Source organism: Anaerobiospirillum thomasii (assembly GCF_900445255.1).
In the GTDB taxonomy this organism is placed as follows: domain Bacteria; phylum Pseudomonadota; class Gammaproteobacteria; order Enterobacterales; family Succinivibrionaceae; genus Anaerobiospirillum_A; species Anaerobiospirillum_A thomasii.
The window spans coordinates 32,446-53,441 of record NZ_UAPU01000006.1 but is presented as its reverse complement, the minus strand read 5'-3'; the positions used below and the strand labels follow the sequence as shown (position 1 = coordinate 53,441).

At 38.7% G+C, this 20,996-nt stretch carries 18 protein-coding genes; 15 read left to right on the top strand and 3 right to left on the bottom strand.

The window, feature by feature from the left end; genetic code table 11:
• Positions 1–14 precede the first annotated feature (14 nt).
• The 5 genes from DRZ93_RS06100 (at position 15) to DRZ93_RS06080 (ending at position 5,890) form a co-directional block, all read left to right on the top strand.
• Positions 15–569 (top strand): DNA-binding protein, encoded by a 555-nt coding sequence (locus DRZ93_RS06100; RefSeq protein ID WP_113745655.1) that lies wholly within the window; start codon positions 15–17, stop codon positions 567–569.
• A gap of 553 nt (positions 570–1,122) precedes the next feature.
• Positions 1,123–1,917 carry a hypothetical protein gene (locus tag DRZ93_RS06095; protein WP_113745872.1) on the top strand — a complete coding sequence of 265 codons (795 nt, stop codon included), beginning with the start codon at positions 1,123–1,125 and terminating at the stop codon, positions 1,915–1,917.
• 27 nt (positions 1,918–1,944) lie between these two features.
• Positions 1,945–3,498 (top strand): DDE-type integrase/transposase/recombinase, encoded by a 1,554-nt coding sequence (locus DRZ93_RS06090; protein WP_113746116.1) that lies wholly within the window; start codon positions 1,945–1,947, stop codon positions 3,496–3,498.
• 2 nt (positions 3,499–3,500) lie between these two features.
• Positions 3,501–4,355, top strand: coding sequence for an ExeA family protein (locus DRZ93_RS06085; RefSeq protein WP_113742925.1), 855 nt, complete (start codon positions 3,501–3,503; stop codon positions 4,353–4,355).
• 914 nt (positions 4,356–5,269) lie between these two features.
• On the top strand, positions 5,270–5,890 hold the full coding sequence (locus tag DRZ93_RS06080) for a hypothetical protein (RefSeq protein WP_113746115.1): 621 nt from the start codon (positions 5,270–5,272) through the stop codon (positions 5,888–5,890).
• Positions 5,891–6,404: 514 nt separating this feature from the next.
• Here the strand turns inward: DRZ93_RS06080 and DRZ93_RS06075 are convergent.
• Genes DRZ93_RS06075 through nadB form a run of 3 tightly spaced genes read right to left on the bottom strand, consistent with a single transcriptional unit; the run spans position 6,405 to position 9,787 of the window.
• Positions 6,405–7,202 (bottom strand): DUF1796 family putative cysteine peptidase, encoded by a 798-nt coding sequence (locus DRZ93_RS06075; protein ID WP_113746114.1) that lies wholly within the window; start codon positions 7,200–7,202, stop codon positions 6,405–6,407.
• Positions 7,195–8,163, bottom strand: coding sequence for a glycosyltransferase family 2 protein (locus DRZ93_RS06070; protein WP_146741099.1), 969 nt, complete (start codon positions 8,161–8,163; stop codon positions 7,195–7,197). Before DRZ93_RS06070 ends, DRZ93_RS06075 begins: the two co-directional genes overlap by 8 nt.
• Positions 8,164–8,173: 10 nt before the next feature.
• Positions 8,174–9,787, bottom strand: a complete 1,614-nt coding sequence (gene nadB, locus DRZ93_RS06065) for an L-aspartate oxidase (RefSeq protein WP_113746112.1) — start codon at positions 9,785–9,787, stop codon at positions 8,174–8,176.
• A 181-nt stretch (positions 9,788–9,968) separates the two neighbouring features.
• Between nadB and DRZ93_RS06060 the strand changes: the two genes are divergently transcribed.
• From DRZ93_RS06060 to relA, 10 genes are all read left to right on the top strand, one after another.
• Positions 9,969–10,559, top strand: a complete 591-nt coding sequence (locus DRZ93_RS06060; RefSeq protein ID WP_113746111.1) for a sigma-70 family RNA polymerase sigma factor — start codon at positions 9,969–9,971, stop codon at positions 10,557–10,559.
• A gap of 23 nt (positions 10,560–10,582) precedes the next feature.
• Positions 10,583–11,206, top strand: coding sequence for a sigma-E factor negative regulatory protein (locus DRZ93_RS06055; protein WP_113743077.1), 624 nt, complete (start codon positions 10,583–10,585; stop codon positions 11,204–11,206).
• Positions 11,207–11,219: 13 nt separating this feature from the next.
• Positions 11,220–12,182 carry a sigma-E factor regulatory protein RseB domain-containing protein gene (locus DRZ93_RS06050; RefSeq protein WP_113746110.1) on the top strand — a complete coding sequence of 321 codons (963 nt, stop codon included), beginning with the start codon at positions 11,220–11,222 and terminating at the stop codon, positions 12,180–12,182.
• Positions 12,183–12,340: 158 nt separating this feature from the next.
• The gene (gene lepA / locus DRZ93_RS06045) at positions 12,341–14,149 is read left to right on the top strand and encodes a translation elongation factor 4 (RefSeq protein WP_113746109.1); all 1,809 of its coding nucleotides are present in this window, start codon (positions 12,341–12,343) and stop codon (positions 14,147–14,149) included.
• Positions 14,150–14,152: 3 nt separating this feature from the next.
• The gene (gene lepB / locus DRZ93_RS06040) at positions 14,153–15,052 is read left to right on the top strand and encodes a signal peptidase I (RefSeq protein ID WP_113746108.1); all 900 of its coding nucleotides are present in this window, start codon (positions 14,153–14,155) and stop codon (positions 15,050–15,052) included.
• A gap of 9 nt (positions 15,053–15,061) precedes the next feature.
• Positions 15,062–15,763: a ribonuclease III gene (rnc, locus tag DRZ93_RS06035; protein WP_113746107.1), complete on the top strand. Its 702-nt coding sequence runs from the start codon at positions 15,062–15,064 to the stop codon at positions 15,761–15,763.
• Between the two features lie 3 nt (positions 15,764–15,766).
• Complete coding sequence (gene era / locus DRZ93_RS06030; protein WP_113746106.1) at positions 15,767–16,672, top strand: GTPase Era; 906 nt, start codon at positions 15,767–15,769, stop codon at positions 16,670–16,672.
• Positions 16,672–17,388, top strand: coding sequence for a DNA repair protein RecO (recO, locus tag DRZ93_RS06025; protein WP_113743071.1), 717 nt, complete (start codon positions 16,672–16,674; stop codon positions 17,386–17,388). The genes era and recO overlap by 1 nt, the downstream gene beginning before the upstream one ends.
• Complete coding sequence (gene rlmD / locus DRZ93_RS06020) at positions 17,388–18,728, top strand: 23S rRNA (uracil(1939)-C(5))-methyltransferase RlmD (RefSeq protein ID WP_113746105.1); 1,341 nt, start codon at positions 17,388–17,390, stop codon at positions 18,726–18,728. The genes recO and rlmD overlap by 1 nt, the downstream gene beginning before the upstream one ends.
• Before the next feature lie 21 nt (positions 18,729–18,749).
• Complete coding sequence (relA, locus tag DRZ93_RS06015) at positions 18,750–20,975, top strand: GTP diphosphokinase (RefSeq protein WP_113746104.1); 2,226 nt, start codon at positions 18,750–18,752, stop codon at positions 20,973–20,975.
• Positions 20,976–20,996: the final 21 nt, after the last annotated feature.

Below are 20,996 nucleotides of genomic sequence, written 5' to 3'. Positions count from 1 at the left end.
GGAGAATAATTATTATGACAACATCTAAATCAGATAAAAAAGCTTTTCGTGACGATCTGACCAAAGAGAAATTTGATGAGGCTGTATCTACCCTTAATAAGCAAGGTAAAAAACTGACTATACGTGCTATTAAAGAGCTTGTCGGAGGCGCTAATAAAACCATATCAGCATTTATGCGTCAGTACAATAAAACCATTATGGAGGCCAGTTTTAATGAAACTATGCCAGAAAGCTTCCAGCAGGACATGCAAAGGGTGGCATTAAACCTGTTTGAGTCTTTTAGAGATAAGATCAATGCCGACAGAACCCGACTGCAAAATGAGTATGATGCAAAGCATAAGGAAATAGGTGAGCTTATGTCAGAGGCACAAAAGGAGCTGCATCTAGCTCAGGAGAAGCTAAAAGAGCAAGATGCTCAAATTGCTAAAAAGGATGAAAGGATAAAAGAGCTTGAGTCTCTTTTAGCGGAGCAAACCAAGACCAACGCACATTTAACCAAGCGGCTGGAGCAGCAAAGCGATGACAAGCAGCAGGCTATACTGGAGGCTATAGCCAGGCTTGGTAAATAAAACTGGGTAAAGTAGACAAGGGCTGGCTTAAAAGCTGGCCTTTTTTGTTGAGTATCCACTTGATTATAATCAAAAAATTACAATTAAAGGAACATTTAAAGGTACAAGTTAAAAGAACATGTTCTTTTAATTAAAGGAGCATGTTCTTTTAATTAAAGGAGCATGTTCTTTTTAGACAAAAGGAGCGTGTTCCTTTAATTTACATATTATGTGACATATGACGCCAATATGTTAGATAATTGTCAGTGCTCTATTAATCTGTCATTAATTTAGCTCATATCTTTGTCGAGTTTTCTGCCTATCTTTTATTGATTCCTCTTGCTCTTCTTTAAAGTCACCACATTCTGCTCACTTTTTGTCAAAACCCAGTCTGGGCCTATTTTTTGTTAAAAATTTGGAAATAGAGGTTACCTTACGTTGAAAAATGCAGAAAAAGGTACAGATGCTTTGCTATGATTTAGGAAAAGACAGTTTTAGAAATGCCGCGGGACACTACCCTTTAGATTAACGCCCTAAAAATAGTGTCCCGCCCAAAAACGCACAAGGCGTCTTCATGGCAATAATTGTAGCAGAAGAAGATACTCTTGTTAAAGAGGTATACAGAAAATCAAATAAAACCGGGAAGCGTGAGCTAGTACCAGTGCTTACGCTAAAGCCGGGCGTTGTGGTCAAATGCCGGTATTGCGGTCAGCCTATGATACGTTATGGTATAACCGGTTATAAAAAGCATATTGAAGACATTCGCCACGGAACTCCTACAAAGATCTTTCACCTGCAGATTCTAACCTGTCCCAATAAAGAAAAATGCCGTGACATAACATCAGGCAAAGATCCTCAAGGTAACAGCAATAAAGCAACCCATGTTCTGCTGCCTGATTATGCCTGCCCAGGTTTAAGAGTACAGTCAGACACAGCAGAAGATCTTGCCAAGGCCAATAAAGAGATACTGCATTTAAAGGGACAGTTTAATCACACTAACCTGTCATGGCCAAGAATAAAGCTATATATATCTCAGAGTAAGCTTTTACACAAGCTCAAAGAAGAGTACGTTAATTTTAGATATTTTGTCATAAAAGCTCTTGGTCCCTTAGGAAAACACCTATCAATGCCCGTTGAAACGGTGCTATCTCATGCTCAAAATGTTTTTGAAACTTATAGTTTAAATTTTAACAGGGCACCTGTTAAAACCAGAGGCAAAACTTTTGATATACAAGGAAAAAACAAATTTAGAATTTTTGGTGTCTACTGTTGCTCACAGTTTGTCAACGACCCACCCATACACCTAAAACATAATTGGGTGATCTCCTGCAATAACATGATAATCAAAGAGCCAGATGACAGCTCTTAGTCATTTGTTTTATAGGAGATTCTATAAATGACCAATATTAAACAAAGAATTAAAGATTTAAATGATGATCCAAAGAGTTACAGAATGAGGGTTATTGCGCCCATTGTGTCACTTAAGAAAGATGCCAATGGGAAAAATTCGAAGAAGCGTGTGGCTATGATAAAACAGGTTGCAGCAGAGCAGTGCTTATCTGTGAGAACTATTGAGCGCTGGGTTGACCAATATGAACAATTTGGTCTGCAAGGACTTGAGCCAAAGTATAAGAAGTTTCGCTCAGATATAAGGAGGTTCATCAGTTTTGAGAGTCTACTAGATGAAGCAATAGTCTTGCGCAGGCAATGTCCTACCATTTCAGTAGTTGAGATCATTAAATGTCTGGAAGAAAAACACCAAAACATAAAGGGCATTATAAAGCGCTCTACTTTACAGAGGCATTTACAGCAGAAAGGTTTTTCTCGTGGGGAGCTTTTAAGAGAGCGTGAAAAAGGAGGAACAGCATTTTTCGGAGCCTATCGTAAAAAGCTCCCTATGGAGCAGGTTCAGGCAGATATTAAAATAGCTGGAAAATCATTTTGTGTTAATGAGCAGGGCATGCCAGTAACCCCATATATCCATCTATGGATGGACAATGCCTCACGCATGATCCTCGTGGCAACCATATCTGACACCCAGGATAACAGCCTGGTTCTGTCATCTTTTAGAGAGCTTGTTACAGGCTATGGTATTCCAATGAGCATTCTTACAGATCAGGGCTCTGTATATAAGAGCGCTGCAATGGAGCATTGCACCAGCACTTTAGGAGTTCCTCATAAGCGCTCAAAACCATATAAACCTCAGAGCAAAGGGGCAATTGAACGTTTAAATGGTACTTTAGATAAAGTATTAAAGCAGCTTGAAGGTATGAATAATGTAAAGCTGAGTATGGTTGAATTACTTGTAAAACAGTGGGTTGCAGAGTACAACGAAACACCACATTCAGCTCTAACCGAAAATATGGGAACAGATGCAGAGGTAACACTATCCCCTAAAGAATATTTTTACAAATATATAGAGCTTGTAGCAAGACCTGTAGATGATATTGTGAATCTGGCCTTTACTATGGAGTACTCTCGTAAGGTCCTCAAGGATGGCGTCATACACATAAAAGGCCGTTATTACAAGTTGCCTGCAAATAGCGCCAAAAGTGGAGAGTATGTGGTCGTGCACTGCTCTTTAGTGGGCAATTCAGTGGAGCTTGTACAGGAGCTTACTGAGGAAGAAAAAAAAGAAAGCCTCTCACAGAGCATGTATAAATTTATACCGCTGTATGAGCGTGAAATCAAAGAGAATATTGACTTTACCGAACGTGCATCTGATAGATCAGAAGACATGCCTCAGTCTGTGCCTGATGAAATAAAGCCAACTATACAAAGGCTCGCCCGCAGGTTGTATAAGGATAGAGATCTTTATACCACAGAGAAGGATTTTGAAGAGCAACTAAGGAAAGAGCTATTCCACCAAGGCCCGGCCTCCTATAGCACAGAGCCAGGAAATAGCTCTTTATACAACAAAAGCTCAATCAAGACAGATGAGGATAAATAATTATGATAAGCACTGATTTATTAGACTACTTTAAGATGGAATATACCCCTTTTACAAATAATATTGACACTGGCTTTCTCTATCAGACAGACATTTTTAGAGGAGCATGCCTGAAGTTAAAAATGGCCATTGAGAACAACTCATTTGCATTGCTGACCGGAGTCCCTGGTACAGGTAAAAGCACACTGCTGCGCTACTTTACATCTCAGCTTAATGAAGAAAAACATACAGTGATGTATGTATCACTGTCTAATGCCACACCCAGGTGGATGTATATTGCTCCATTAAATCAGATGGGTGTAAAGTCAAAGTATTATGTCAATGATGCGCGTCTGCAGCTGCACAGAGAGATTGAGACATTAAGAAAGACCCACGGTAAAAAGGTAATTCTGATATTTGATGAGGCCCACCTGCTGGCTAATAAGTACAGTAAATTCAGCCTGCTTGAGGAGATTAGATTTTTACTCAACGGTAACAGCTATGACAGCGGATCACCGCTTACACTGATACTCTCAGGCCAAAAAGAAATTCTGTCTGTGCTCAAGACAGATAAGTGCAAGGCTATAACTCAAAGGATTATGTATTTTAGCTCTACGCAGAATCTGACAAATGAGCAGGTTGGCAGTTATATAGGATCTCATTTAAAGTGGTCAAGATGTCAAGATAATCCGTTTGAATATAGGGCCGTGGAAAAGATAGGCGATCTCTCAGGAGGAAATCCACGACTTATTAATAAGATCTGTATGCACGCTTTAAGCTATACATGCTTAAAGCGTGAAGAGAAGGTAACCGAAGCTACCGTAACTGAAGTTGCCAATAACGAGGTTATTGACCTAATTTTAAAGAATTTAAACTAGTGTTAAATTGAGCTTATCCTGTGAAGCTTCCAGGATAAGCTGTGCCTACAATCATAAGCCACCTCTCCCAATAATACAAGCCAATTGTCATCATTTTAATGAATATTAAGAAAATTTTTATAGTATTACGTCAGACTAATTGGCAGGTGGTAAAAACATTATTGCAATCATATGGTTATGACAAAAAAGAGCAGTTATAGACAACATATTTGAGCAGGTGGTGACACTATTATTGTAGGCACAAACAAGACAAGATTACGACATAATTGTAAGCAATTAGTGGCAACATACTTTAAACAGATATTGCCGACAAACTCGAGCAAATGGAGACAACAATTTGAGGTCAAAAAGGCGACAGAAATAAAGCAGTTAGTGTCAACAATAAAATAGCAGAAAAGCCATTAAATAAGGACATAATTATGAGCAATTTTAATGACAAACTAGCAGAGCATTGACAGATATCTCACAAAAACAACACAAGTTATGGTGCTTTTAAAGATCTTCTAAAAAAATATTTCAAGATCTTCTAGCGTAGCACAGTCAGATCTTTATGGACAATATTTCCTTATGTATCAATATGTTATTATAGAAATTTGTTTTGCTACACTAGCTAGATTTAAGCCTCATGGGTTCAAAGTAACGGGAATTTCTACAAAAATAAGGTATTGACAAATTAAAAATGATGATGAAATAATAAAAAAGTAAGCCAAAAGGGATGAGATTTTGTCTTTTTGTGAGCTAAAAATACCCCAGAAGGTCATATTAAAAATTACCACTCCACGGATCTTCTAACACAAGATCGTCAGATCTTCTTCGCAATATTCAACAAATTGTCTGAATATCCAGGAATTTACGGCCATCACATAGAGCATACAATAGAAGATGTAAAAGGGGTCCTGCATATTTACCATGATATGAATAAGTGTTATGACGATAATAAAATACTCAGTCAAGAAGTTGCCGCTGAGATTGAAAAAATCAAGGAAGTTAATGATGATGGTATGCCAATAACACAAAGAAAAGCTAAGTCCCTGTGCAAGTTTCACAATTGCATAAAAGATGACAGTAACCCTTGTGGATACGTATTTAAAGAGGATGAAGATAAAATAATAAAAGCTCAGAAGCTGCTTGGCTTTTTTGCACTGTTTACTACTAACTCTGATCTTAGTGGCGCTGATGTACTGTCTGCCTACAGGCACAAAGATGTGCAGGAAAAGATCTTTGATACTGCCAAGAACACTTTAGACTGCGATAGATTAAAAATTCATAACTCTAATACTGCAAGAGGTAAAATGTTTGTGATTTTTATGGCTCTAGTTGTACACAGCTTTATACAGGAAGTTATAAATAAGCTAAAGGTCGAAGAGCCAAAACGCTTTATTAAAATGACCTATGAGAAACTACTAAGAGAACTTGATGATATAAGTATTAAACGCTGGAAATCAGATATTTTTCTGACCAAGGCACTGACAAAAACCCAAAAAATCATCCTAGGTGCGTTAGGTGTTGATCTGTCGGCTATAGAGCTGGTTTAAACCGTGCGTTCTCTAAGATCTTGTATACTATAGGGCATGCATAAGTTAGGCTAAAAGGACCTTCTAGATGGCAGGAGATGTCAAACGCAATATAAAATAAAACAAATGTAATAAAAAAATGGTGGGTAAAAAAAACTGCCATTTTATTTTTTTTGACAACAAAAATATTGGATTGTGATTTAATCTTAAAAGATGCAAATTTAATTATATTGGTCTAATGATTAAAATTAATGAAATTTAGCTGAATGAAATCCGTAATTCTCAGTCAGTAATTATATGCATTATCATGTTTCAATAAAGTAAGTAAATCTCATTAAACCCAGTATATAATTTTGGATATACTTATAATACTGCTTTGGTTTCAAATTAGTTATTTAGTGGTAATTAGTGTTATCTGTCCTTCAGAGAGACCAGAAGATAAATGGTGGTTTTGTAATCATATGTATAGCACTGTACGTGCGCTCAAAGATTTATATAATTGCACTTTATAACTCTAACTATATTGCTTAAGTTATTATAGCTTTGCTTTAAAAAAAATATATCTGATTTTATGTCTTAGCTTAGATCGAGTTTCTCTAAAAGGGATTAGTACTACTAGTACTTTAAATAAATAAAACAAAAAATATTTAAATATGTAATAAGGAGATCTCTGCTTTCGTATTTTTTTAAATAATTTATAGTTATTTAAAGTATTTCCTAGGGTGTCATTATTACTATGATCCTTTATGTTGAATAAGTTATTGTATTTAGCAATGTAAATGTGTTCATTTTCTAAAGAAGTATGGTTTTCTATTTCAGAATAGAAAATAAGAAGTAAATAAACATCCTTTTTAGGAAATTTATTAGAGAGTTTTTTATAGCTTTCAATTATTGTATCAAACTCTATCTTGTTGGAACGGTCCCACCAAACAAATAAAATTTTATTTGAGTTTTCAGCAAGATTATAAAAGCGGGCTATTCTCCGGTTGTACTTGCTCTTTACATCATTAAAAGCATCCGAAAACTCAAGATATTTATTAAAGTCATGGTAAAAATTAAATTCTAGTTTTTTATCTTCATAATCTGCGTGTTCACAGTTTATTCGTGTATTATAAGGAAAACCAAGTTTATATATATTTTCTTTGCGAAGAAAATTTTCAAAATTATTGCATATAAGATCTATTCTAGTAGTAAAACTAGCACGAGTTAACCAATCAAAAGGGAAAGTATAGTCTTGTAGATTAAATCTCCTCAAGTACGATGTACAGGCACAATCTTCCCCTAATGATACTATTAGATCAAATTTATTTTTAAAAAAAAACGTATTACCCATAAATTTTATTATATTTTAAAAAATTAATAACACTTAAATTATTAGATACTACCCCTTCAGAAATTAAAAAATTTCTCATTTCCTTACCATAATAACTATCATAAATTTGTTTTAACTCCCCTTTCTCATAGAATTCTATTGCTTTTCTTATATGTTGTCCAGTGCCATTTGAGAAAAATGATGCTGCAGAGCGCCATCTTATTACCTTTTCTTCATATTGTTTGAAGTTTCTAATATTATAGTGAAAAAGCTGTATATCTGACGACTCTAGCATCTTTTTATTTCTAATTTTTATATCATGATTACCCATTGAAGGATTTGGATTTCCTTTTGTGCTATGAATAACCTTAGTACACCCCTGGCTTCCAATAAAAGGCATGAACTCACTCTTTGAAGAAATTCCAAGCATTTCTGCTCTAAACTTAGTAAAAGGGCAAGTAACAAACATAGTTGAATTTAAGTAATCATATTTATCATCTGGATATAGCATAATCGAATCAACTATTAAAACATTGGCTATATTCAATGTATCTTTTAAAATGCTTTTTTTTAAGTTAAGCGACTTACTGTAGTAGAATTCATCCGCATCAGCATTTATAATCCAATCTGCTTTGTACTTATTTGTAGCTATGTTAATCATATTTTTTACAAACTTAGTTTGTAAAAATTGTTTTTCTGATGTGTAAATTATGTCAAGAACCAATCCTTCCTTTTTAAGCTTTTCTAAAATATCATTTGTTTTGTCTGTGCTATTCTGGCTTGTAACAATAAATCCATCAACTCCCATTGCAGCATGAAATCTTATATTTGTCTCTATAATATTTTCTTCATTTTTAACCAGAAGAGTCATTATGAGTTTTGTTTTTTCAATTTTATTGCGTGCAATTATTTCTAGAATTTGTTCTCTAGCAGTTCTAGAGATAAGTCCTTTTAATAAAATTTTTATATCTAGTTTATTCATATTTTTCTTATTAATAAATGTTTTTTGCAAGAATAGTTTGTTTTATATTATCTTCATAATGAGGATAGTCTAGTGTATAGTGCAGACCTCTTGATTCATGTCTTAGCATTGCAGATCTTACGATAATTTCTGCTACATCCAAAAGATTTCTAAGCTCTAGCAGATTAGAGCTAACTTTGAAGTTGGCATAATACTCACCAACTTCCTTTTTTAGCATTTCTATTCTATGCATGGCACGCTCAAGTCTCTTATTGGTTCTTACAATACCAACATAGTCCCACATGGTAAGGCGCAGTTCATGCCAGTTATGAGTAATTATAACCTCTTCATCTGAGTCTGTAACCTGACTGTCATCCCACTCAGGAATGGTAGCATTTGAAGATTCAATATCATCAATATGCTTTAATATGTTTTTTGCTGCTGCATGACCATATACAACACACTCAAGAAGAGAGTTTGAGGCAAGACGGTTGGCCCCATGTAATCCAGTGTAGGCGCATTCACCTAGAGCATACAGACCCTGTATATCTGTTCTTGCTTTACTGTCAACCATGATACCACCACAGCTAAAGTGAGCTGCAGGTACAATAGGTATTGGCTGCTTGGTTATATCAATACCAACTTTTAGGCATCTTTCGTAAATTGTAGGAAAATGTTTTTTGACAAAGTCAGCTGGCTTATGACTTATATTTAAATACATGCAGTCAGCGCCTGTCTTTTTCATTTCATGATCAATGGCTCTTGCGACAATATCTCGTGGAGCAAGCTCTCCTCTTTCATCATACTCTGGCATAAATCTTGAGCCATCCTTACGCTCAAGAGTGGCGCCTTCACCACGCAAAGCCTCTGTTAATAAAAAGTTTCTGTCAGCATCACAATAGAGTGTTGTTGGATGAAACTGATTAAATTCCATATTGGCAATGCGACAGCCCGCTCTCCAGGCCATGGCAATACCATCACCTGAGCTTACCTCTGGATTGCAGGTATACAGATAGGCCTTTGAGGCACCGCCTGTGCATAAGGCTACAAACTTTGCAGTAATGGTCTCAACCTTACCATTCTCACTATTTAGCACATAGGCGCCAAGTACACGGTTGCCAGGCAGATCAAGTTTGGTTGTGGTTATAAGATCAACTGCGTTTCTATACTCAAGAATGGTGATATTTTTATGCTCTTTGGCTCTTTTTACCAATGTCTCCTGAATTGACTGGCCTGTATGATCCTCGGCATGGAAAATTCTTCTGTGAGAGTGGCCACCTTCACGGTGCAGATGATAAGGAGACTGCTCTGGCAGTTTTTCTGTCTCTTTAAGATCAAAAGGTACGCCCATATTGATGAGCCACTGAATAGCATTGTGGGCATTTTCAGCCACATAGCGCACAGCCTGTTCTTCACAGATTCCGGCACCTGCAATGCAGGTATCACGTATATGATCTTCAATTGAGTCCTGATCGTCCTTTATATTGTAGACTCCTGCAATGCCACCCTGCGCATAATTTGTAGAACCTGCACAGACATCTTTTTTTGATAACACAATAACTTTGGCTTTATCTGCAATACCAAGAGCCAGGGTCAGTCCGGCAGCGCCGCTGCCAATGATAAGACAATCAGTTGAATAGTTCATCTACATATACCTGAAAAGTTTTAAGGTATTTACATGACATGTGCAATACCTTTTTAATAATATCTGTTAACATTGTACACAATCTTGCAATTTGTGATTAAGATCGTTTGTAAATTTATTAAAATAATTGAACTTTTAAATATGTGAACGGTCAAAAGAGTAGAGGTGTTGGAAATTTATCATGGAACCGCAGAACGATAAAGACAATGCATCTTGTGATGCCGCTATCGTAAAGCGGGTTCAGGAAGGTGATAAACAGGCTTACAACATACTTGTTATCAGGTATCAGCACAGAGTATGTCAGATTGCACAGAAGTTTGTAAAAGACAGTGTTGATGCCAATGATATAGCTCAGGAAGCATTTATCAAAGCTTACAGAGCTATAGGAAGCTTTAGAGGAGAAAGCTCCTTTTACACCTGGCTCTATAGGATTGTAGTCAACTGTGCTAAAACCTATTTGGAGCAGAACTCAAAGATGCAGGTGGCACTTGATGTTGATGCGCCTGAGTTTGAGTCACAGGATGTACATGGAGTTTTAACCTCGCATGAAACGCCAGATACACTTATTGAATCTGAAGAGCTTAAAAAAGTTATCTTCAAGGCGTTGTCAGAGCTTCCTGAAGATTTAAGACAGGCTTTAACCCTGCGCGAGATGGAGGGGCTATCCTATGAGGATATCTCAGTAATAGCAGGTGTTCCGGTCGGTACTGTAAAATCAAGAATTTTCAGAGCAAGACAGTACATAGAAGAACAAATGTCGGCTCATCGATAAACATAGCTGGAGATAAATAGGATATGTTTGCTAACAACAAGAACGACATAAATGAGCAGATTTCAGCCATTTTTGATGGCGAAGAACTGCCTCATGGCGAGCTGGTGCAAAGCCGTTCTGACGCTGCTAAAAAACATATGCAAAACTGGTCATTGATTGGCAGTGCCCTGCGTGATGAACTTCCTGCAAAGATTGATACTAACTTTGCAGATAGCGTCATGGCCAAACTCGAACTTGAGGAAAATGTAGGTCTTGCCAAGATTAAGTCAGATCTTAGCGATCAGGTTGAGGTCAATCAGAAACAGAAATATCGCCTTATCAATATCTTTAAGCGTAGCGCCATTATAGCAACAGAAATTGCCGTTGCCGCCTCAGTTGCAGTATTTACAGTTGTAGGATGGCAGACATATCTTGCAGGTGATATTGGCAGCAGCTACGATGGTTCTATGACAGCGCAGAGCCTTGGTCCTATTGGCGGTATCAATCTTGCAAGCTATCAGAATAATGGCCCTCATGTTATTAATTTAAATTCAGCTTCACAGACTCCTGCCATGCAGACCGAAGCTTTAAAGCAGATGCAGCACAAAGAGATGCAGAGAATTAATACATATGTTAAAGGCTATGTACTGGACAATTCATTAAAGTAAGATACAAAACTTTATGAGACTTATTTTACATACCGCAGGCTGGCTTTGTGCCCTTGCGGTTTTATTATCTATAAATACAGCACAGGCACAGGATCTGCACACTAAAAGCAAAGTGTATGGTGCAGATAACAAGTGTAATATAATTATGGCTCAGACCAAATCTGCCTATACTTCTACAGATATGCAGGCCCGCATGGTTGTTGTCAATGGCAACAACATGGGCATCTATTTTCTGCAGCATAATTATGCTGATAATAAACGCTATGCTATGTGGGAGAGTCTTGATGGTGAGATTCAGGGCTATGCCATGCGTGATAAGGATGGTTTTGACTACAACGTAGACAGACGTTATCTTGGGCATCTGTCATGGCATCCTACGCAGATCTGGAACAGAATTTTTGATCAGAACCCAGATTTTGAGTCATTTTCCTGTGTGATGACGGGCAGAACAAGGCTTGCAGGCTACAGGGTGACTTTAATCAGACTGGTGCCTCAGGATGGGCTGCGCTATACCTATCTTATTGCCAGGGATGACGATACAGAAATGCCAATAGAGCTTGCAATTTTAAGCCCTGAAGGTGAGGTTTTAACCAAGATTACAGCCATAGATTTTAATACCACACAAAAGCCTTTTCCACATGATGACAACATCTTTGAAAGCTATGCAGGCAGACCAAAGAGTTTAGAGACTGTAAAGCCATGGAAGGAGCTTAATCTGCCAGCGGACTTTAAGCTCATTGGCTATGGCTCTTTAAAGGATGACAATGATAATGAAACTTCTGTCTATCAGGAGTTTAGTGATGGCATTACCTCATTCAGGGTCTATAAAAGCCCAAGAATATCTGTTTTAATGCCAACTGTGAGCAATGGTACTTTAAATATTTTCAGAAAGGTAAGCGGTGACAGTGAATATGCTGTAGTGGGCGAGGTCAGCATCAAACTTTCTGAAAGTGTCCTTTCAAATCTTAGTCCATAAAATGCATTTTTATATTTAGAAAATGTATATTTATTGGTAAAATTATCGCGTTTACGGTTTGGAAATATACATACTATGTGTCTATTTCCAAATCATAATAATCTTATCTTATATTTTCACATGGAGTAGAGGCTCTCACCTCTGCTTTTGGATATTCTATGGCAGATTTCAATCAGAATTTAGTACGCAACTTTTCAGTTATTGCCCATATTGATCACGGAAAATCAACTCTTTCTGACAGATTTATTCAGCACTGTGGCGGTCTTACCGACAGAGAAATGCAGTCACAGGTGCTTGACTCAATGGATATTGAAAGAGAGCGCGGAATTACCATCAAGGCTCAGGCTGTTACCTTAAAATACAAGGCCTTAGATGGCAATATCTATGAGCTCAATTTCATTGATACCCCAGGTCATGTGGACTTTTCATATGAGGTATCAAGATCACTCTTTGCCTGTGAGGGCGCTTTGCTTGTTGTTGATGCAGGACAGGGTGTAGAGGCTCAGACTCTTGCCAACTGCTATCAGGCCATTGAGCTTGATTTAGAGGTTATTCCTGTTTTAAATAAAATCGATCTTCCAGCTGCCGATCCTGAAAGGGTAATTGAAGAGATTGAGGATATTATAGGACTTGATGCGCAGGATGCCTGCAGATGCAGTGCCAAAACCGGCATAGGTATTGTTGATGTTCTTGAGCGTCTGGTGCACTCAATTCCAGCACCGCAGGGCGATCCTGATGCTCCGCTGCAGGCTCTTATTATTGACTCATACTTTGATGACTATTTAGGTGTAGTCTCCCTGGTACGTGTTAAAAACGGTACATTGCGCAAGGGTGATAAGATCAAGGTTATGTCCACAGGTCAGACCTGGGATGTTGAGCGCCTTGGTATTTCCACACCAAAAAGAGTTGATGTAAATGTATTAAACTGCGGCGAGGTGGGCTGGGTTATCTGTGGTATCAAGACTATTCACGGTGCCCCTGTAGGTGATACCATTACCCATTCAAAAAATGGCTCTGTTGAGCCTCTGCCAGGTTTCCATGAGGCCAAACCTCAGGTCTATGCAGGTATGTTCCCTGTAGATACAGACGATTACAATGCATTTCGTGATGCCCTTGACAAGCTGTCATTAAATGATGCCTCACTCTTTTTCGAGCCTGAAAATTCAAAGGCTTTAGGCTTTGGCTTTAGATGCGGCTTTTTAGGCATGCTCCATATGGAAATTATTCAGGAGCGCCTTGAGAGAGAATACAATTTAAATCTCATTACTACAGCTCCTACTGTAGTTTATGAAATTGTTATGACCTCAGGTGAGATTATTCATATTGACAGCCCTGCAGCTCTGCCTCCTGTAAGTAATATACGTGAAGTGCGCGAGCCAATAGCTGAGTGTCGTATGCTTATGCCTACAGAATATGTAGGCTCTGTTATGACCTTATGTCAGGAAAAACGCGGTATTCAGACCAACATGGTCTATCATGGCGAGCAGGTGGCATTAACTTATGAGCTTCCTATGTCTGAGGTGGTTTTAGACTTCTTTGACAGATTAAAGTCTGTGTCCCGCGGTTATGCCTCACTTGATTACAGTTTCAAGCGCTTTGAGCATGGCGATCTTATCCGTCTTGATATTTTAATTGCAGGTGACAGGGTTGATGCTCTTGCTGTAATTGTCCACCGCTCTGTAGCTCAGTCACGTGGCCGTGCCCTGGTTGAGAAGATGAAGGAATTAATTCCAAGACAGATGTTTGATATTGCAATTCAGGCAGCCATTGGTGCGCAGATTATTGCAAGATGTACAGTAAAGGCTCTGCGCAAGGACGTGCTGGCCAAGTGCTATGGTGGTGACATAACAAGAAAGAGAAAGCTTTTAGAAAAGCAGAAGGCCGGTAAAAAGCGTATGAAGCAGTTAGGTCGTGTCGAGGTGCCACAGGAGGCATTCCTTGCAATATTAAAGGTAGGAAAGGAGTAGTCTATGAATACATTTTCACTGCTTTTAGTGTTTGCCACTATACTCTCAGGTATAGCCTATTTTTATGATTATACAAAAGACAGACCGCAAAGGCTCAAAGCCAGGGCTGCTTTGCTTGAGAGCAATGCCAAGGTCAGCAAAAAGGAGCTTAAAAAGATTATGGAGCCGCAAAGTCCTGTAGGACAGTTTGGCTCACTGTTTTTTATCATACTTTTTGTTTTTGTTTTCAGATCATTTATTTTTGAGCCTTTTAGAATTCCATCAGGCTCTATGATGCCAACTCTGCTCTCTGGTGATTTTATTGCCGTATCAAAGTGGAGCTATGGTATTAAAAACCCTTTAACAGGCAATACGCTGATTAGATTTTCAGATGTAGAGCGTGGCGATGTTATTGTTTTTAAATATCCAGAGGATCCTTCTGTTGACTATATTAAAAGAGTAATAGGCCTGCCAGGTGATGAGATTACCTATCATAATAAGCAGCTATATATAAGAAGAGCCTGCACAGAGGGACAGTGTGAAAGTCCAAAGCGCATAGATCTGTCTCAAAAGGGTGTATATACACAAAAGCATGCCACCTTTGAGGAGAAGTATCTGCTTCTTGATGAAAATCTTGATGGTGTGGAGCATGAGATTTTAATCAATCCTTTGGCCCCTGATATGCGTGCCCATTTTTACCGACAGGAGGGCAAGGATGTGGCTACCTGGGTTGTGCCTGAGGATCATTATTTTGTAATGGGTGATAACCGAGACAACAGTCAGGACAGCCGCTTCTGGGGCTTTGTGCCACGTGATTATATAGCAGGCAAGACTGTGTGCATCTGGCTGTCTGTTGAATATGAAAATGAAAGTGACTTCTTGCCATCAGCCATACGTTTTGAGCGCATTGGCTCTGTTAAATAGAGGGTGATTATGGCCAAGGATAATGCATTTATTCTACAGCCTCTTGAGCTGCAGATAGGTTATGCTTTTAATAACACCAGGCTTTTAGAGCTGGCTTTAACCCACAGAAGTGTCGGTACTGATCACAATGAGCGCCTTGAGTATCTGGGCGACTCAATTTTAGGCATGATTATAGCCAAAAAGCTCTATGATATGTTTCCTCATTCACCTGAGGGCGATCTGACCCGTATGCGTTCAACTCTTGTAAGAGAGCCTACTCTTGCTGAACTTGCGCGCGAGTTTAAGCTTGGCACTTATCTAAAGTTAGGTCCTGGTGAGCGCAAAACAGGCGGTTCACGCCGCGATTCACTGCTTGCCGATGCTGTAGAGTCTATCATTGGTGCTATGTTTATTGATACCAATGAGGATTTTCATCGCGTCAAAAGTGTTGTGCTCAAGTGGTTTGAAACAAGACTTAAAACCATAAATCCAGATGTTAATCAAAAAGATCCTAAATCAACTTTGCAGGAGCTTTTACAGTCACGCAAAATAGTTCTGCCAAAATATGAAGTTGAGCAGATAACAGGCAATGACAATGATCAGACCTTTTATGTAAGCGTACAGATTGATATTGTAAAAGAGAAGTTTAAAGGCAAGGGATCTTCACGTCGCAAGGCCGAGCAGCTGGCAGCTCAGGAGGCCTTGAACTTTATTAAAAAGCAGGGCTTGTAAGTTATGAGTGATAAAAGCTATTTTGGTTTTGTAGGTATTATAGGCAGACCTAATGTTGGTAAATCCACCCTGATGAATCATCTTTTAGGTCAGAAAATCAGTATTACCTCAAGACGCCCGCAGACTACACGCAACAGAGTTGTTGGTATTGATACAGATGGGGCCTATCAGACTGTTTATGTTGATACTCCAGGTTTGCACAAAGAGGAAAAAAGAGCTATCAACCGTCTTATGAACAGAGCTGCTGAAAGTGCTCTTGGCGATGTTGAGCTTATTTTGCTTGTAGTAGATGCCACTATGTGGACTGAGGATGATGAAATGGTATTTGCAAAAATTGAAAATACCAGATGTGATGTTATCCTCGTTATAAACAAGATAGATAAGCTCTCTGACAAGGCATCACTGCTGCCGCTTATTGAAAGACTGTCTCAGAAAGTAAATTTCAAGGCAGTTGTACCTGTAAGTGCTCTTAAAAACTCCAATCTTGATGAGTTAAAAAATCTGATTCGCTCAAGTCTGCCTGAGGGTGTGCACTGTTTTCCTGAGGATAGTATTACTGACAGATCATCACGATTTATGGCCTCAGAGCTCATACGTGAAAAGCTCATGCGTCAGATGGGTCAGGAGCTGCCTTACAGTGTAACTGTCGAGATTGAAGAGTTTAAAGAAGAGGATGCTGTCCTAAGAATAAGTGCTGTTATTTTAGTTGAGCGTCAGGGCCAGAAGAAAATGGTTATAGGCGCCAATGGCAGTCGTATTAAAAAGATTGGTACCGATGCCCGTATCGATATGGAAAAACTTTTTGAGAGCAAGGTCTTTTTAAATCTCTTTGTTAAGGTCAAGGCCGGCTGGGCAGATGATGACAGAGCTTTAAAGAGTCTTGGCTATGCTGACTTTGAGGGTAGATAATGGCAGCATTATCTTTCCTTGATGTTGGGTATGTTATTCACTCAAGGATCTATAAAGAAAACAGTCTGCTCATTGATTTTTTTACCTTAAATCACGGGCGCATTAGCGCTATAGCCAGAAGCGCCAAAAGCATAAAAAATGGGAAAAAGGCTGTGTTACAGCCTTTTACTCCATTGGAGCTTACTCTAAAGGCTGGCAGGGGCGATCTGTATTATCTTGATGACTGCACAGCTAAGGATAAAAACAGAGAAATAAAACTGCCCAATCTGTTTTGTGCAACCTATTTAAATGAACTTTTATACTATCTTTTTAAGGTACAGGAGCCTACGCCACGTCTTTTTGCCTCATATATAAAGGCTCTTGATAATATACGCTCTGATAGGGATGTTACTGTAACGCTGCGTACTTTTGAGTTTACTCTGCTTGAGGCTTTAGGCTATGGTATAGACTTTTTAGATAATAAAGGGCGTGCCTTAGATGACAGACTTTATTATATGTACACTCATAACGAGGGTTTTTATGAGTGTACATACAATGAGCTTGCATTACAGGGCAGTCTTTTAAATACAGTGGCACGGCATGAATTTTACTCAAAGGAGAGTTTGAATTTAGCCAAACAGCTATGCTCAAACGCTCTTAAAAGTCTTTTAGGTACAAAAATTATTAAAAGCAGAATCATGTATCAGGACTATTTAACATTAGCAGGAAAACAATAATGGTTGCCTTTTTTAAAGAACAGAAGAAAGTAAAAGAATCAAAAGCATTTGAAGTTGGCTGTCATGAGCTTGATCTGCACGGCAGAGGCGTGGCCAGGGAAAATGGCAAAGTTTATTTTATTGAAGGTTTGATGCCAGAGGAAAAGGCCCGAGTCATACTTAAAAATTTCAAAGGCAAAACAGCAGAGGCCGCTATTACCAAAATTACACAGCTGTCAGATAAAAGACGCGAGAGTGACTGTGAGTATTTAAGTCAGTGCGGTGGCTGTCCTCTGCAGCACCTTCCAGAGGATATGGCACTTGAGGCCAAGATTAGCGGTATAAAAAAGGTAATAAAAAGATCATGCAATCTTGAACTGCCTGAGGTTTTATCTGTAGCAACTTCAGATGCTCACGCGTACAGAAGAGCCTGCCGTTTTTCTGTTAAAACCGATCATAAAAAGCTAAAGCTTGGCTTTAGAGGCTCAAAGTCTCATGATCTTATTGCAATAGACAGCTGCCTTACATTAACAGATAGAATCAACAGTGCCATTGATGATGTTAAAAAACTTATTAATAAGCTTGAGTGTAAAAAAAGAGTAGGTCATGTAGAGTTTTTAGACTCTGATGGTTCTCTTGGTATTTTAGTCAGAATCAATGCTAAGGTAACTGATGCTGACAGAGATCTGCTGCGCGCCTTTGGTGAGGAGAGAGGTTTTACTCTGGCAGTTGCAGAAACTTTAGAGCATGAAGTTGATCAGAGTCAGTACATTAAAGAGAGTGTACTTGTAAATGAAGACAGTCTTTATATTAAAGCCAAAGACTGCATTATTGACTGTACCCCATCATCATTTGTACAGGTTAACAGGAATATAAATGAGGCCTTGATTGATGCTGTTATTGAAGGATGTGCCTTAAATGCTGAGTCAAAGGTTTTAGATATGTTCTGCGGTCTTGGTAACTTTACACTGCCTATTGCCAAAAGAGCACACAGTGTTGTAGGTGTTGACATAGTAAGGGACATGATAGAAAAGGCCAAAGCCAATGCTCTTAAAAACAATCTTGATAATGTAAGCTTTGTAAATACCGATCTTGAGGATAAATTTGAAAATCAGATCTTTGCCAAACAGAATTATGATGTTGTGGTTATGGATCCTGGTCGCTCCGGAGCTAAAAGAGCTACAGTCTTCTGTGCCAGAATGAAACCAAAGAAAATTGTTCTGATATCATGCAATGTACTTGCAGCATCAAGAGATATTGTTGAATTATTAAAGGTAGGTTATAAAATAGAATCATGGTCTGTATTTGACATGTTCCCAAGAACCACTCACATAGAGACTATGTTTGTTTTTTCCTTATAAAGATAAAAACGGGTAGCAAAAATGGTTGCACTGCGTGAAACACATAAAAAATCATTTGATTTTGAAACCTGGGCTCTGGCGCTTGATATGCCGTCAAGTGAAAAGGAACTTCTAAGAAAAGCCCATATTTATGTGGTAAGCAAGCTTGGCGATGATGAGGAGAGTATACACAGCTACTCAAATCTCTCAGCTGAGATTGTATCTATTTTAATGACTTTAAATATGGATTTGGAGTCATTGCAGGTAGCTATTTTATATCCGGCATTTGATAAGTCTCTTATTACCAAGGATGAGGTTGAAGAACTCTTTGGCGCAGGTGCAGCCAAACTGCTGCAGGGCGTCAAGGATATGGAGGCCATACGCTTTTTACAGAATTTAAACTCCACTACAACTGATATGCAGGTTGACAGAGTAAGACGCATGCTGCTTGCTATGGTGGATGATGTAAGAGCTGTGGTTATAAAACTCTCTGAAAGAATTGCTGTAATCCGTGATGCTAAAAACAAAGATGAGGAGAGCAGAGTATTAATTGCCAAAGAGGTGGCCAATATTTATGCGCCTCTTGCCAATCGTTTAGGTATAGGACAGTTAAAGTGGGAGCTTGAAGATCTGGCTTTTAGATTTTTGCATCCTGATATCTACAAGCAGATTGCAACCTTACTTGATGAGAGACGTGTTGACAGAGAAAAATATATAGCTGATTTTGTTTTAGAGCTTAAAAAGCTGCTCTCATCTGAGGGTGTCAACAACGCTGAAGTTTATGGCAGACCAAAACATATATACAGTATCTGGCGCAAGATGCAGAAAAAACATCTGGAGTTTTCTGAGCTTTATGATGTAAGAGCAGTACGTGTTATTGTTGAGAGAATACAGGACTGTTATGCAGCCTTAGGTGTTGTTCATACCAGATGGCATCATATACCAAGAGAGTTTGATGATTATGTGGCAAATCCAAAGCCAAACGGTTATCAGTCCATTCATACTGTAGTTTACGGAGATGGCGGCAAAGCTGTTGAAATACAGATCCGCACAGCCAATATGCATCAGACTGCAGAGCTTGGTGTGGCAGCTCACTGGAAGTATAAAGAAGGATCTGGACAGGTATCAGGTGCAGAGCAGCGCATTAACTGGCTAAGAAAGCTTTTGGCCTGGCGTGATGACATGGTTGAGTCTGGTGCTCTTCTTGATGAATTTAGAACACAGGTCTTTGAAGATAGAGTATACATCTTTACTCCAAAGGGTGAGGTTGTAGATCTGCCAACAGGTTCAACGCCTCTTGATTTTGCATACACTGTGCACACCATGGTGGGTCACAGATGTATAGGCGCCAAGGTTGATGGCAGAATTGTGCCTTACACCTATCAGTTAAAGACTGGTGAGCAGGTGGAGATTATTACACAAAAAGAGCCAAACCCTTCTCGTGACTGGATCAATGCCGACAATGGCTTTTTAAAGACAGCCAAAGCCCGCTCCAAGGTTTTATCATGGTTTAGAAAGGTAGATTACGATAAGAATCTTGAGGAGGGGCAGGAACTCATTGAGCGTGAAGTTTCACGTCATACTCTAGGTCTTAGCAAAGATAATGTAGCATCTATGCTTAAGGAAAAGCTCACACGCTTTAATGTAAAGAGTGTAGATGATCTATATGCAGGTGTAGGTGCCGGAGATATTCGCATAAACTCAGTTATCAGCTATCTTGAAGAGCGTGTCTTTAAACGCAATCATTCTGAGAAAGAAGATGATATTACCAATATTGTAAATAGCAGAACTGCAGCTCAGCTATCTTTGCAGAGAAAAAGCAAAGGCTCTATTGTAGTTGATGGTGTTGGCAATCTCATGACCCATATTGCCAAATGCTGTCAGCCAATTCCTGGTGATGATATTGCAGGCTTCATTACACAGGGGCGAGGAATATCCATACATAAGGCCGACTGTGAACAGTTAAAGGATCTTTCATTAAAATATCCAGAAAGACTTGTAAGTGCAGAGTGGGGAGCTAAAACTGATGGTGGCTATACAATTACCATTAGAGTTATTGCTCAGGACTACTCAGGCCTGCTTCGCGATGTAACAACAGTCATTGCAAATGAAAAAATCAATGTACTTGGAGTCAGATCGCATGTTGATAGATCGCAGGATTTATCAATCATAGATATTGATCTTATGATAGTAAATATTGCTGCCATGAATAGAATGCTTTTTAAGCTCAGTGAGCTTGACAGAGTAAAAAGTGCAAAGAGAATATAATTATAAGAGAGTTTTATAAAA